This window comes from Aromatoleum toluolicum (assembly GCF_012911005.2).
Taxonomy (GTDB): Bacteria; Pseudomonadota; Gammaproteobacteria; order Burkholderiales; family Rhodocyclaceae; genus Aromatoleum; species Aromatoleum toluolicum.
The window spans coordinates 1-13,950 of sequence record NZ_WTVS01000001.1; the positions used below are offsets into that span (position 1 = coordinate 1).

Sequence of the window (13,950 nt, forward strand, 5' to 3'; positions counted from 1 at the left end):
CTTAAACCCATCCCCACCCCAACCCGGGAGTCTCCGCTTCGCTCCGCCGCTGAGGCGGCGCAGAGCGGTGCTCCGCGAAACCCCGCCTCAGCCCCCTTGAAGGGGAGGGAGAATCAGCTCTTCGGCCGCTTGTCGATCACGCGCTTGGCCTTGCCGACCTGGGTGCGCTCGATGCGGCCGGTCTCGACGACATGGACGTCGGCGCTCACCCCGACGCGGCTCTTGATCTCGTGCCGGACTTCGGCCGCGATCTTCGAACGCTGGGCGTCGTTGAGCCCGTCGGAGAGGTCGTGGCGCACTTCGGCGAGCACGGTGAGTTCGTCCATGTGGCTCGGCCGCGTGATCTGCAGCTGGTAGTGGCCGCACAGGCTGTCATGGCGCAGGAGGATTTCCTCGATCTGCGTCGGGAAGACGTTCACGCCGCGGATGATCAGCATGTCGTCGCTGCGGCCGGTGATCTTGCCGATGCGGCGCATCGTGCGCGCGGTACCGGGCAGCAGCACGGTGAGGTCGCGCGTGCGGTAGCGGACGATGGGCAGCGCTTCCTTCGACAGCGAGGTGAAGACGAGTTCGCCCGGGGTGCCGTCGGGCAGCACTTCGCCGGTGACCGGGTCGATGATCTCCGGATAGAAGTGGTCTTCCCAGATGTGCGGGCCGTCCTTGGTCTCGATGCACTCGCAGGCGACGCCCGGGCCGATCACTTCGGACAGGCCGTAGATGTCGATCGCGTCGATGCCGAGACGCGTCTCGATCTCGCGGCGCATTTCGTTGGTCCAGGGTTCGGCGCCGAAGACGCCGACACGTAGCGTCGTCGAGGCGGGGTCGATGCCCATCTCCTGCAGGCCGTCTGCGACCGTGAGCATGTAGGACGGCGTGGCCATCATCATGGTCGGCTTGAACTCGCGGATCAGCTGGATCTGCTTCTCGGTGTTGCCGCCACCCATCGGGATCACGGTCGCGCCCAGTGCTTCGCCGCCGTAGTGCGCGCCGAGGCCGCCGGTGAAGAGGCCGTAGCCGTAGGAGTTCAGGATGATGTCGTCGGGCGTGCCGCCGGCCGCGCGCAGCGAGCGCGCCATCACCGAGCCCCACATCGCGATGTCCTTCTTCGTGTACCCGACGACGGTGGGCTGGCCGGTCGTGCCGGACGACGCATGCACGCGCACGATGTCGCGCATCGGCACCGCGAACAGGCCGTAGGGATAGTTGTCGCGCAGTTCCTTCTTGGTCGTGAAGGGGAAGCGCGAGAGGTCGGAGAGCTGCTTCAGGTCCGACGGATGCACACCGGCCGCGTCGAAGGCCTGTTTGTAATGCGCGATGTTGTCGTAGGCGTGCTGCAGGCTCCACTTGAGCCGTTCGAGCTGCAGCGCGGCGAGTTCGTCTCGGCTCGCGGTCTCGATCGGGTCGAGCGTTTCCCGTGCCGCGCCCTTCCCCGTTACCCCCTGCGGTGCTGCAAAACCATCCCTAGCCGACATGTGCATGCTCCGTCATACGTTCCACAAATTTCTGGTTTTCCACGACCTTCTTCTGGATGTGCTCGACCTGCTCCGGCGCGAGATGGCGGAAACGTCCCATCGCCTTGAGGTACTCGGTGACCGGCAGCGGGTTGTCGACCGACTTGGTGAAGTGCAGCCCCTCCTGCGGCGTGTATTCCCACAGCATCACGAAGTTGGTCTCGACCGCCTTGCGCGCGACTTCCATGTTCAGGTTCGACGGGAAGCGCCAGCCGGTCGTGCAGGGCGAATACACGTGCAGGTAGGCGAAGCCGGTCTTCGAGGCCAGGATGGCCTTGTCGAGCTTCTCGTACAGGTCCTCCATGTACGCGGTGGAGGCCGTCGCGACGTAGGCGCAGCGGTGGTTCACCATGATCAGAGGGAGGTTCTTCGCGTCCTGCGTCTTGCCGCGCGAGGTCTCCCCGACCGGCGTCGTCGAGGTCCAGGCGCCGTAAGGCGTGCAGCTCGAACGCTGCATGCCGGTGTTCATGTAGCCCTCGTTATCGACGACCATGAAGAGCATCTGCTCGCCGCGCTCGGCCGCACCGGACAGCGACTGGAAGCCCACGTCGGAGGCGCCGCCATCTCCGGCGATCGCCAGCGCCTGCACCTCGCGGCCGACGCGCTTGTACTGGCGCTTGATGCCGGCGAGCATCGCCGCGGTGTTGGTCAGCAGCGGATGGAAGACCGGGATCTTGGTGCCGGTGGTGCCGTTGAAGCCCACCGAGCCCATGCCCGGCACGCAGCCCGGAGGCGTCGCGAGCACGGTGTCGGGACCCACCCGGCGCAGCGTGTGGCGCATCAGCAGTTCCGTGTTGCAGCCCTGGCAGCCGGCGAGGCCCGGCGCGAAGAGGTCTTCCCAGTCGCCGACCTCGTTGTAGATGTTGGCGGTGGTGATGTACTTCAGCGCGCCGTGCGGACAGGCCGGAACGCAGGCGGGGTTGCCGTCGCAGGTGTCGCACTTGGAGACGTGACCGGCGGTTTCATCGAGCGCGATGCCGGCGTAGGCACAGCCCACCGTGCACAACAGGCAATCGACGCATTTCGATGCGTCCCAGCCGATCACGCCGGTGGTGCCGTCCTTGTTCAGGGCGCCCGCCGGGCACACCGTGACGCACTTCGGATCGGCGCACTGGCGGCACAGCGCGAGTTCGAAATCTTTCTCCCGGCCGTAGATCTGGATGCGCGAACGCGCGACATCGTCCGTACCGGTCTTGGCCTGCGCGCAGGCCGTCATGCAATCGCCGCAACCGTCGCACTTGGCGGGGTCGAAGGCGATCGTGCTGTAAGCTCGTCCCATTGATTGCTCCTTAGCGCCAGGTCTGCGACATGATTTCGCGGCCCACGGCGAGCGGGTTCGCGACGAAGCGCTCGCGCAGCGGCGTGAGGTCGATGCGGCGCAGGATCAGCTGCGCCATCACGCCGCCGTCGAAGAATTCATTCACGCCAAAGATGCCGCTGAGGCAGCCGTCGGCGGTGAAGATCGCCTTGAGGTAGCGCCCGGTCTGCTCGTCGAAGCGCGTGACGACCTCGCCGCCTTCGGGCACCTTGCTCGAGCCGACCGAGATCGCGTGGCGGCCGAAGAAGTGATAGGTGTTGAGCGGCACGCCGCCCGCGTAGTCCTGCATGCCGGGATCGCCCGCCATCGCCATGCCGGCGACGCGCCCCTGGATCGTCGCGTCGGGCAGGATCGCGTTCATGACAGGAGTCCCGGTGAAGAAACCCCGTGCCTGTGCACAGTCGCCCGCCGCCCACACGTTTGCGGCGGTGGTCTGCATGCGGTCGTCTACGAGGATTCCCTGCTGGTGCTCGACGCCGCTGCCATTGAGGTAGGCCATCTCGGGCTTCACGCCGGTGGCGACCAGCAGCAGGTCGGCTTCCAGCGTCGTGCCATTCTCCAGCGTCAGCTTCGCGCCGGCCGCGGAAGGCTCCAGGCGCACGACGCGGCTGCCAGTCATGATCTTCGCGCCGGCGTCGCGGAAGGCCTGCTCGATCATGTCGGCGGCGACCTTGTCGAAGTAGCCCGAGGTGAGCTGGTCGCTCATCTCGACGATGGTGACGCTGGCACCCGCCTTCACGAGGTTCTCGGCGGCGTGCATGCCGACGAGACCCGCGCCGAGCACGACGGCCTGCTTCGACGCGCCGATCGCGCCGCGCAGTTTCAATGCGTCGTCGAGCGTGCGCAGCACGTGGTAGGAGACGGTGTCGATGCCCGGAATCGGCGGAATCGCGGGCGAGGCGCCGGTCGCGAGCAGGAGCTTTTCGTAGACGATGCTGGAGCCGTCCGCGAGCTCGGCAGTGTTCTCCTCGGCGTGCAGTGCCTTCAGCGCCGACTCCGGACGGTAGCTCACCTTGTTGCGGGCGAAGAAGTCTTCGTCGCGCAGGAAGATGCGCGCGGGCGCCGACTTCCCGGACACGACGTAGGGCAGCACGGTGGGCGAGTACGGCAGGTGCGAATCGCGCGTGACGACGGTGATCGGGCCTTCCGCGTCGTGCATGCGGATCGCGTTGATCGCCTCCAGCGCGGCATGGCTGCTGCCGGCGATGAGGTACTTGGTGTGTTCGATGGCTCGGTCCATGCTGGCCTCAATCCTTTTCGTTGAGCCACACCGGCTCGGTGGGGGCGGTGGCGCCATTGAGCAGCGCTTCGGTGTCGGCGATCACGCGATGCACGTGGGGAATGGTGATGTCGGCACCGGCCAGACCGCCGATGAAGCTCATCGACGGGATATGGCGGCCGAGGCGGTACAGCACGCCCAGCGTCTCCTGGTACATCGGGCCGCAATTCCAGCGGAACGCCACGGAGCGGTCGATCACACCCAGCGCCCGCACCTTGGCGAGCGACTTCTTTAGCGCCTCGACCGGGAAGGGGCTGAAGGTCTTGATCTTGATGAGGCCGACCTTCTTGCCGGCGTCGCGCGCCTCGTCGATGGCGTCCTTGGCGGCGCCGGTCATGCTGCCGAGCGTCATGATCGCGAACTCGGCGTCGTCGAGGCGATACTCCTCGACCAGCGGCGCGAAGCTGCGGCCGATGCGCTTCGCCCAGTCCGCATGCACTTCCTCGATCACGGAGAGCGCGTTCTGCATGCCGCGGCACTGGCCCTTGCGGTAGCGCACGAAGGTCTGCGGGCCCTTGCCGGTGGTGCCGCCGGTGAGGGGGTCCACCGCCATCGGCCGCAGCGGGTCGAGCGCGACGTGCCAGTTCACGTCCTTCTCGCCCATGAAGGCATCGACGTCGGCCTGATCGGGCAGCTCGACGCGCGAGGCGCCGTACGAGAGGTAGTTGCCGTCGAGGCACACGTTCACCGGCAGCATCACGTCGTGGTGCTCGGCGATCTTGAAGGCCATCACGGTGGTGTCGAGCACTTCCTGGACGTTCTCGCAGTACACCTGGATCCACCCTGCCTCACGCACGGTCATTGCGTCCTGATGGCCGCCCCACACCGACTGCGGCGTGATGCCGTCGCGCGTGACGATGGTCAGCACGATCGGCAGGCGCATGCCGGGGGTGCGGAAATAGGGTTCGAACATGAAGGCGAGACCGGGACCGCAGGTCGCGGTGTAGGTGCGCGCACCGGCGAGCGCGCCGCCCTGCAGCACGGACAGCACGGAATGTTCGCCTTCGGCATCGACGATGTCGGCGTCCATGCGGCCATCGGCGATCAGCTTCGCGAGGTGCTCGACGAGCGAGGACTGCGGCGTGATCGGGTACACCGACACCATGTCGGGACGCGCGAGTGCGACGCCCAGCGCGGCGGCCTCGTTGCCTTCGGCGAGGATCACCTTCTGCTTGCGCGGCACCTCGGTGGCCACGGCCTTTTCCAGCGTTTCGGTCGTCATTGGACTTCCCCGATCATCGTGATCGCCCGCTGCGGGCACTCGTTCGCGCAGATGCCGCAGCCCTTGCAGGTGTTGAGGTTGAAGTCGAACCACGCGGCGTGCTCCTCGACGCACTGCACCGGGCAGTAGAGCCAGCACACCGCGCATTTCACGCATTTGTCGCGGTTCACCACCGGGCGCATGCTGCGCCAGTCGCCCGGCAGCATCGGGCTGACGACGGTGGCGACCGGACAGAGGTCGTCGGGGACGCCTGCCTGCTCGAGGTTGAAGAGCGGATAACTGTGGTGCCGGCTCATGCCGCGGCCCTCCTTTCGATCTGATGCACGACGGTCTCGGCGTAGCCGCGTTCCAGCGCCGTCATGTTCTGCGCGAGGCCGGCGTCGCGGAAATCCGAGTCTTCCAGCGCGCGCTTGAGCGAATCGAGCGACACGACACCGGTCGTCCTGGCGAAGGCGCCGAGCATCAGCGTGTTGGTGATCGGGCGCTTGAAGATCTCGAGCGCGATCTTCACGGCGTCGAGCAGGCCGACCGTGCTGACGCAGTCCGGCAGCGTGAGCTCCGCGAGTGGCCGGTGTGTCGCCTGTACCAGGGTGCCGCCCGCCTTCATGCCGGCGAAGATATCGACGGATTTGGTGAGCGTCGGATCGACGCACACGATGCAGTCGGGCTGGTAGATGTTGGTGAGCTGGCGGATCTCGCGTTCGCTCATGCGCAGGAAGGACACCACGGGTGCGCCGCGGCGCTCGAACCCGAAGGACGGGATCGATACCGCGTACTTGCCTTCCTCGACCATCGCCGCGGCAAGGATGCCCGACGCCATCACCGAACCCTGGCCGCCACGGCCATGGAATCGCACTTCGTACATCTCGTCTCCTCCTGCGTTGCAGGGTGCGGGGCTCGTCGACCCCGCGTTGTCATTTGTGCCGCGAACTTCACGTAGGGCGGGAGAAGCGAAGCGCATCCCGCCAATCGACCGTTCCCGACTCGACCACCATTCGGCGGGATCCGCCTTCGGCTCCTCCCGCCCTACCTTCGTGCCTACGCTCCCCCCCAACCGGGTTTCACTGCCGGACCGGCCGGGCCGCGACCGCGCACCGGCAGGTGCGGAATCGCGAAGCCCTGCGTGTAGGCCGCGCGCCGTACCAGCGTGTACTTGAACCACCAGCCGCTCGCGACCGCGATCAGACCGGCAAGGATCAAGGCCGGACTCGCCAGCGGCGCGCCGATCACGCCGACCAGCAGCAGGATCGCGGGCAACAGGTTGCCGTACTTCAGGAACTGCCCGTCGATCGCTGACAGCGCGCGCAGGCTGCCTTCCGGGGCGCCGTCGCTGCGCAGGCTGCGCAGGTAGTTGCGCCACAGCAGCACACGGAGCAGGAGCAACACCAGCGCGGCCGTCGCCACCGCGATCTGCCCGGCGACCTGCGGAATCACGAAGGGCGCCGCGACCGCCAGCAGGCTCGCGCCCTCGGCAAACCCGGTCGCCGCTACGAGCGGCATGCAGCGCGGGTGGCGCCAGGCCGGGATGCCCTTGTCCGCCGCGAGGATGCGCGCCTGCGCATAGACGAAACAGGCACCGAAGATCCCGGTGAGCAGGACAAACAGGCTTTGCCCCGTCGCCAGTGCCAGCACGCCGGAGCCGAACACGAAGGGCGCCACGGCGGCCTCACGCGTCATCCACGAGGTCGCGAGATGGCGATACACGTTGAGCGCGCGCCACGGCTTGCCGATCTCGAACCACACGCAGGTGAGGCCGATGCCGATCAGCGCCATGCCGGCGACGAGCAGTGCGCGCACGTCCGTGCCCCACAGGCTGGCAAAGGCCGCAAAGGCGAGGAGCCCGCCACCCGTGCCGCCAGCGATGAAGTTCGACGCCGCGCGCCAGTCCCAGTTGTGCTGCTGGTGGGGCGAGAAGCGGTCGCCGGATCGGATTTTCGCGGCTTTCATTTTTTGTCCCAGATGTAATACACGCCCGGCCCGGTGCCGAGTTCCTCGTGCATGCGGAAGTGCTGCGTCTCGGCGAGCAGGCGGCTGACCTTGCTGTCCGGGTCGTCGAGGTCGCCGAAGGCCATCGCGCCGGAGATGCAGGAATTGACGCAGGCCGGCGTGACGTCCGGGTCGCGCCCGGGCACCTGCCCGGTCTTCGCCGCGAGGTCGATGCGGTCGATGCAGAAGGTGCATTTCATCGACACCGCGATGCGCGCCGGGTCGAAGCGCACTTCCTCGGACTTGATCGGCTTGTCGCCGTAAGCGAACTTCACGTCATGCACGATCGAGCGCGCTTCGTACGGACAGGCCATCACGCAGTTCGCACAGCCGATGCAGGTGTCGTAGTCGATGGCGACGAGGCCGTCGGGGCGCTTGGTCGTGGCCTTGGTCGGGCACACCTCCTCGCACGGCGGCTCGTCGCAGTGCATGCACGCGACCGGCACGAAGCTGCGGCGCACGTCCGGGAATTCGCCCGTCTCGAGGTCCAGCACGCGGCGCCACTGCACGCCCGGCGGGGTCGCGTTGGCGTTCTTGCACGCGGCGGTACAGGTCTGGCAGCCCACGCAGCGGCGCAGGTCGATGGCCATCACGTAGCGGGTCATACAGCCTCCTTGCGTTCGACCTTGCGCACCGCGACGCGCACGATGTCCGAGCCCGAGCCGGTGGCATCCGTCAGTTCCATCGACATCGGCGCGATGGTGTTCAGGCTGGGCATGCCGAAATCCTTGGCGACGGGCGTCGCCCAGTGGTCGAACTGGCCGAGGATCACCAGCGTGTCGGGACGCACGCCCTGGGCGAGCACCGCGTCGCCGTAGGTCGCGCCGATGTGCGAGCGCACCTCGATGCGATCGCCGTCGCTGATGCCCAGGCTCTTTGCGGTCTTGGCGTTGATGATCACGCCGGTGTGACCACGCACGTTCTGTGCGACCTCGCGCATCAGCGCGATGCTGGCGTTGCCGCCGGTGTGGTACTGCATGCTCTTGGTCGCCAGCAGCCACAGCGGGAAATCCTCGGGCTTGCCGCCGGCGTTGGCGATCTGCTGCGTCCAGCGCCCCGGCACGTCGTGCCACTCGGGGAGCGCCGCGTATTCGGACAGCTGCTCGTCCCACCAGTGCATCTTGTGCTCGTGCAGGCGGTTGCCGAGCTCGCGGCCGATTCGCAGCAGGCGCTCCTGGTAGGGCATCTCGTAGCGCAGGCCCTGCTTTTCCAGCGTGGGGCTCAGGTACCACTCGGTCTTGGACATCGGCACGGTGTAGAAACCGTGCTCCTTGAACCACTCCAGGTCATGCACCTCGCGCCCTTCGCTCAGGCTCGCACTCGACGCACGGCACACGGCGTCCCAGATCTCCTCGACACCGTGCTCCTTGCTCGCGTCGAGGCTGTAGTCGTAGCCGTCCGCCTTCAGCGGCGCGCCGCCGCCCGCGCCGCGGTTGAGCGCGTTGTTGTAGGCCTCCAGCAGGCCGGTGCGCTTGGCGAGCTGCGTGCTGATCCAGGTGAAGTCGCGCGTATCGCCCTGCGCCTCGACCGCCGGCTGGCGCAGCACCACGCCGCGATGCTCCCAGAACTGCTCGACGAACTTGGTGCCGCCGACCTTGATCATCTGCAGCGATTCGAGGTCGGTCGCCTCGGGCAGCAGCAGGTCCGCCATCCAGTTGGTCTCGTCCAGCGTGTAGGCGAAGGACACCGTGAAGGGGAACTTCGCGATCTCCTCGACCAGCGTGCGCGTGTCCCAGAACGAGATCGCCGGATTGGTGCGGTAGATGAACCACACGTCGGGCAGCGTCGGCAGGGGCATGTTCCAGTCCGACGGCACTTCGCGCTGGAACATCCACGCGAGTTGCGTCGGCCCCAGCGCCTGGCTCCACGCCGTGTTGCCGACGATGGGCACCAGCGTGCGGTGGATGTTGCGCCCCGTGGGCTTCGCGACCCAGTGTTCCTTGTCGGTCGGGTTGAAGTACTGCGCCATGAAGCCGTCTTCACCGGCTTTCACGCTCAGCAGGCGGTTGTCGTGCGGGCGGTTCAGGCGCACCGTCGTGCCCAGCGTGCCGCCGGGGTTTTCCAGTGCACCGACCAGCGTCGCGAGCAGCGTGCGCGCCCAGCAGCATTCGAACGCACCCCAGCCGTTATTCACCGACTTGCCCAGCGTGACCGCGACGGGGCGCAGCGGCAGCGTCTGGCCGTCGATCTCGATGGTCTCGCCGATAGAGGCGTTCTCCAGATACTCGTTGGCGATGCGGCGGATCGTCGCGGCGGGCACGTCGCAGATCGACTCGGCCCATTCGGGCGTGTACTTCGCCATGTGCTCGACGAGCTTCGTGTAGGCGGTGATGCCTTCGGCGACGTCGAACTGCTGCCGCGCGTCGTCGGCGTCGATGCTGATTGCACCTTCGACACGGAAATGTCCCGCCACTGCCGGTACTGCGCCTTCTGTGTCGAAGGGCACGGCGCGGCCACTACGTTCATCCCACAACAGCGGCTTGCCCGATTCCGCGTCGCGCAGGTACAGGCCGTCGGGTCCAACGAGATAGGGCGACGAGCTGCGATCGCGCAGGAAGGCCACATCGAGCTTGTCCAGCCCCTGCTCGCACACCAGCACGTGGATCAACGCGAACATGAAGGCCGGATCGGTCTTCGGGCGGATCGGCACCCATTCCGCCGAACAGGCACCCGTCACCGACAGGTGCGGCTCGACCTGCACGCGCTTGTAGCCGCGCACCCGCGCGTCGGCATGGCGCGTCACCGCGCAGGGGCCACCCGAGGCTTCGACGTTGGAGCCGATCGAGATCACGTAGCGCGCGAGCGGCGTGTCCGCAGCGACGGTGAAGCCGCGGTGCCAGAACTCGCCGTACAGGTGCTCCGAATGCACGCACTTCACGCCCTGGCCGGAGCCGAAGCTGTAGTCGATCGGGCCCCACGCGGCGAGGAAGGCCGGCAGCGAGCCCATGTACATGCCGGGCGTGCCGCCATGCCCGAAGGTCGCGGCGACGCGCGGCAGACCGGAGTCATCGACCAGCCCCTTCGCGCGCACCGACGTCAGCTTTGCGCTGACCAGGTCCAGCGCCTCGTCCCACGAGATCGGCACGAAGCCCGGATCCTCTTTGCGCCCCTTCTTCGGGTTGGTGCGCTTCATCGGCTGCAGCACGCGGTGCGGGTTGTAGGTCTTCTGCACTAGGCCGTAGGCCTTCACGCACACGCGACCGCGCGCCGGATGGATGTCTTCCGCGGCGAAGTTGGGCTCGATCTCGGTCGCGACGCCGTCGACGACCTTCACGTTCATGAAGTCCGGTCCGGCCACGCAGTTGTAGCAATAGGTCGGGACCTTCCGCACCGATTGCGGATTGGTAGTTGAGGACATGTCTCCCCCGTTTTGCTTTTTTAGTGAACCCGCTCGGGGTGGGAATAGATGCTGTGGCGCTCGCCACGCGCAAAGCCGATCAGGGTCAGGCCGGCGGCCTGCGCGACGCGCACCGCCATGCCGGTCGGCGCCGAAACCGCCGCCACCACCGCGATGCCGACCGCCGCCGACTTCTGCACGATCTCGTAGCTCGCGCGGCTGGTCATGAACAGGAAACCGTCGTTGAAGGAACGCTGCTGCGCGGCGATGGCGCCGATGAGCTTGTCGAGCGCGTTGTGCCGGCCGACGTCCTCGCGCACGAACTCGACACGGCCGTCGAAGCCGCACCACGCGGCGGCATGCACGGCGCCGGTGAGGTCGAACAGATGCTGGCGCGACTGGAGCTCGGCCTGGGCGCGCTGCAGGGCGCCCGCGTCGAGCATTCCCGTCGCGCCGACTTTCGCGATCGGACGACAGGCGAGCTGATCGAGGCTTTCGACGCCGCAGATGCCGCAGCCAGTGCGCCCCGTCATCGCGCGACGGCGCGCCCGCAGCTGGGCGAAGCGCTCGCCCGCCAGCTGCATCTGCACCTCGGTGCCGTGAGCGTGCTCGACGACCTCGATGTCGAGGATCTCGCGGACGTTGCTGGCGATGCCCTCGCTCAGGCTGAAACCGACGGCGAAGTCCTCGAGGTCCTGCGGCGTGGCCATCATCACTGCGTGCGAGAACCCGTTGTACACCAGCGCGACCGGCACTTCCTCGGCCACGGAATCCGCGGCGCGGACCGCAGCACCATCGGTCCACCGGTCCACGTCGTACATCCCGTGAGCATCCGCCATCGAAACCGCATCGTGCCGCATCGTCCACCTCGCAAACCGGATTTGTGTCGCCTGCCGATACCGACGCCCAAGATCCGACGTCTTGCGTTCACGATACAAACTGATCGATTATTGGTCAAGTTTTCTGTATCGCTTTTTTCCTCATTGTTTGATTTGCATCAATAACGCAGAATACCCCCGCGCGCCTTTGCGACGGACTCCGCCGCGCGTTCATTTCCCGCGCCTCGGACATGGCGTTAGAATCGACCGACCCCATCACGCTCGCGCCCCGCGGACATACGAAATAACGGTGCAAAAACAATGAAAAGCCGTTTCCTCGAACAGTGGATCAGCGACTACCTGGCCGAGCGCCGGGTGCGCGCGAACTCCCTGATCATCACCGTGTACGGTGACTTCATCGCCCCGCACGGCGGCACCGTCTGGCTCGGCAGCTTCATCCGGCTGGTCGAGCCACTGGGGCTGAATGAGCGCATGGTGCGCACCAGCGTGTATCGCCTGTCGCAGGACAGCTGGCTGGAATCGGAACAGATCGGGCGCAAGAGCTACTACAGCCTGACGGCATCCGGCCGCCGGCGCTTCGAGCACGCCTACCGCCGCATCTACGACACGCCGCAGGAGAGCTGGAACGGCGAATGGCAACTGGTCGTGCTGCCTTCCACGCTGGGCTCGCCGGAGCGCGACACGCTGCGCAAGGAGCTGTCGTGGGCAGGCTACGGCAACGTCGCGCCGGGGGTGATGGGACACCCGTCGGCCGACACCGCGACGCTGACGGAGATCCTCCAGGACACCGGCACGCAGGACAAGGTCGTGCCGCTGCAGGCGGCGACGCTGGGCGCGCTATCGACCCGGCCCTTGCAGGATCTCGCGCGCGAATGCTGGAACCTCGACGAGATCGAGGCGACCTACCGCGAGTTCTCGGACCGCATGCGCCCGGTGTTGCGCTCGCTGCGCAGCACGCGCAATCTCGATCCGGAACAGTGCTTCCTCATCCAGACGCTGACGATGCACGAGTTCCGCCGCGCGCTGCTGCACGACCCGCAGCTGCCCGCGCAGCTCATGCCGCGCGACTGGAGCGGCACCGCCGCGCGCACGCTGTGCCGCGACCTCTACCACATCACGTGGCGGTACTCGCAGCAGCACCTGATGGCGGTGTGCGAAACGCCGGCCGGTGCACTGCCACCGGCAGCGTCATATTTCTACGAACGTTTCGGCGGACTCGATCGCGAGCCGGTGGCGGCGGAAACGACGCCAGGGTGACCGTGGGTGCCTGAGCGCCGCACCGCGTGCGGCGCATCAGCCGAAGGTATCGTCCGCGGGATGATCGTTTCGAGGCCGCTCACGCCGCCCGTGCCACGATCGCATCGACCGGACAGACCTCCTTGCACTGCGGCGTGTCGTAGTGGCCTTCGCATTCGGTGCACTTGGCGGCGTCGATGACGAAGATGTCGCCCCCTGCCGTAATTGCCTCGTTCGGGCATTCCGGAATACACACGTCACAGGTGATGCAGTCGTCGATGATTTGCAGCGCCATTTGTTGATCTCCTCTTTGTTTTGGAAATGTCGTCTCTGATGGGGTTGGGGGTGCGCCCGATGGGATCGCACCCCGCGCTGATCGCCGTCACAGCGCGAAATCGGCTTCCAGATCGGCCACCGCCGCCGCGCCCTTCGGCTCGGGCTGGTAGGCGGGGCGGTCGCCCTTGTACAGCACCTTGCCGACGTTGAAGCCGTCGTCGGTCATCAGCCGGCGCGCAGCGCGCGCGGCGTCGTCGGTGACATCCACTGCCGCGGTGCGCACCATGTGCTTCCATTCGAGCTGCTCGGGGCGGAAGGTCACGCACGGACTCAGCACCTGCACCATCGAGAAGCCCGGGTGGCGGATCGCCTGCGTGATGATGTCGGCGACGTTGTTGGGGTCCGAGCTCGAGCAGCGTGCGATGAAGTTCGCGCCCGCGGCGAGCGCGACGACCAGCGGGTGGAAGGATTCGATGCCGGCGCCGTCGGGGGTGAGCTTGCTGCCTTCCCAGTCCGGGTCGGTGGTGGGCGAAGCCTGGCCCTTGGTCATGCCGTAGACCTGGTTGTCCATGACGATGTAGGTGAGGTCGACGTTCCTGCGGCAGGCGTGCAGGAAGTGGTTGCCGCCGATCGAGAAGCCGTCGCCGTCGCCGCCCGTGACGAGCACGGTGAGGTCGGGGCGCGCGATCTTGAGGCCCGTGGCGACCGGCAGCGCCCGTCCATGCACGCCGTGGAAGCCGTACACGCTGGTGTAGGCCGGGATGCGCGAGGAGCAGCCGATGCCCGACACGACGGCGACGTTCTCGGGGGCGAGCTGCAGCGTGGCGAGCGCGCGCGTGATCGCAGCGAGCACCGAGTAGTCGCCGCAACCGGGGCACCAGATGGGTTTGACGTCCGACTTGTAGTTCTTGGCGGTGTAGTCCCGCTGCTGTACACAGGCGTCCAT

At 67.0% G+C, this 13,950-nt stretch carries 12 protein-coding genes and 1 pseudogene; 1 reads left to right on the forward strand and 12 read right to left on the reverse strand.

From position 1 onward, the window contains the following. Positions 1-113: 113 nt before the first annotated feature. The 10 genes from paaK to fdhD all read right to left on the reverse strand — a co-directional run bounded on the left by paaK (position 114) and on the right by fdhD (position 11,474). Positions 114-1,472, reverse strand: a complete 1,359-nt coding sequence (gene paaK / locus GPA27_RS00005; protein WP_211164749.1) for a phenylacetate--CoA ligase PaaK — start codon at positions 1,470-1,472, stop codon at positions 114-116. Next, positions 1,462-2,790 (reverse strand): NADH-dependent phenylglyoxylate dehydrogenase subunit beta, encoded by a 1,329-nt coding sequence (padI, locus tag GPA27_RS00010; protein WP_169136524.1) that lies wholly within the window; start codon positions 2,788-2,790, stop codon positions 1,462-1,464. The genes paaK and padI overlap by 11 nt, the downstream gene beginning before the upstream one ends. A gap of 10 nt (positions 2,791-2,800) precedes the next feature. Continuing rightward, on the reverse strand, positions 2,801-4,069 hold the full coding sequence (gene padH / locus GPA27_RS00015) for an NADH-dependent phenylglyoxylate dehydrogenase subunit epsilon (RefSeq protein ID WP_211164750.1): 1,269 nt from the start codon (positions 4,067-4,069) through the stop codon (positions 2,801-2,803). 7 nt (positions 4,070-4,076) lie between these two features. After that, the gene (gene padG / locus GPA27_RS00020; protein ID WP_169136526.1) at positions 4,077-5,330 is read right to left on the reverse strand and encodes an NADH-dependent phenylglyoxylate dehydrogenase subunit alpha; all 1,254 of its coding nucleotides are present in this window, start codon (positions 5,328-5,330) and stop codon (positions 4,077-4,079) included. After that, positions 5,327-5,626 carry an NADH-dependent phenylglyoxylate dehydrogenase subunit delta gene (gene padF / locus GPA27_RS00025; protein ID WP_169136528.1) on the reverse strand — a complete coding sequence of 100 codons (300 nt, stop codon included), beginning with the start codon at positions 5,624-5,626 and terminating at the stop codon, positions 5,327-5,329. Before padF ends, padG begins: the two co-directional genes overlap by 4 nt. Continuing rightward, entirely contained in the window at positions 5,623-6,195 is a 573-nt protein-coding gene (gene padE / locus GPA27_RS00030) for an NADH-dependent phenylglyoxylate dehydrogenase subunit gamma (RefSeq protein ID WP_169136530.1), read from the reverse strand. The genes padF and padE overlap by 4 nt, the downstream gene beginning before the upstream one ends. A gap of 173 nt (positions 6,196-6,368) precedes the next feature. After that, on the reverse strand, positions 6,369-7,277 hold the full coding sequence (locus GPA27_RS00035) for a DmsC/YnfH family molybdoenzyme membrane anchor subunit (protein ID WP_169136532.1): 909 nt from the start codon (positions 7,275-7,277) through the stop codon (positions 6,369-6,371). Then, positions 7,274-7,921, reverse strand: a complete 648-nt coding sequence (locus GPA27_RS00040; RefSeq protein WP_169136534.1) for a 4Fe-4S dicluster domain-containing protein — start codon at positions 7,919-7,921, stop codon at positions 7,274-7,276. The genes GPA27_RS00035 and GPA27_RS00040 overlap by 4 nt, the downstream gene beginning before the upstream one ends. Next, a complete protein-coding gene (locus tag GPA27_RS00045; RefSeq protein WP_169136536.1) occupies positions 7,918-10,674 on the reverse strand; it encodes a molybdopterin-dependent oxidoreductase in 2,757 nt (918 codons plus the stop codon). The genes GPA27_RS00040 and GPA27_RS00045 overlap by 4 nt, the downstream gene beginning before the upstream one ends. Before the next feature lie 20 nt (positions 10,675-10,694). After that, positions 10,695-11,474 carry a formate dehydrogenase accessory sulfurtransferase FdhD gene (gene fdhD, locus GPA27_RS00050; RefSeq protein ID WP_169136538.1) on the reverse strand — a complete coding sequence of 260 codons (780 nt, stop codon included), beginning with the start codon at positions 11,472-11,474 and terminating at the stop codon, positions 10,695-10,697. Between the two features lie 318 nt (positions 11,475-11,792). On the opposite strand from fdhD, the gene paaX reads away from it, so the two are divergent. Further along, a complete protein-coding gene (paaX, locus tag GPA27_RS00055; RefSeq protein WP_169136540.1) occupies positions 11,793-12,749 on the forward strand; it encodes a phenylacetic acid degradation operon negative regulatory protein PaaX in 957 nt (318 codons plus the stop codon). Positions 12,750-12,846: 97 nt separating this feature from the next. Here the strand turns inward: paaX and GPA27_RS00060 are convergent. Further along, positions 12,847-13,023: pseudogene (locus tag GPA27_RS00060) on the reverse strand (YfhL family 4Fe-4S dicluster ferredoxin); the annotation flags it as partial. Positions 13,024-13,110: 87 nt separating this feature from the next. Continuing rightward, positions 13,111-13,950 carry a 2-oxoacid:ferredoxin oxidoreductase subunit beta gene (locus tag GPA27_RS00065; protein WP_169136544.1) on the reverse strand — a complete coding sequence of 280 codons (840 nt, stop codon included), beginning with the start codon at positions 13,948-13,950 and terminating at the stop codon, positions 13,111-13,113.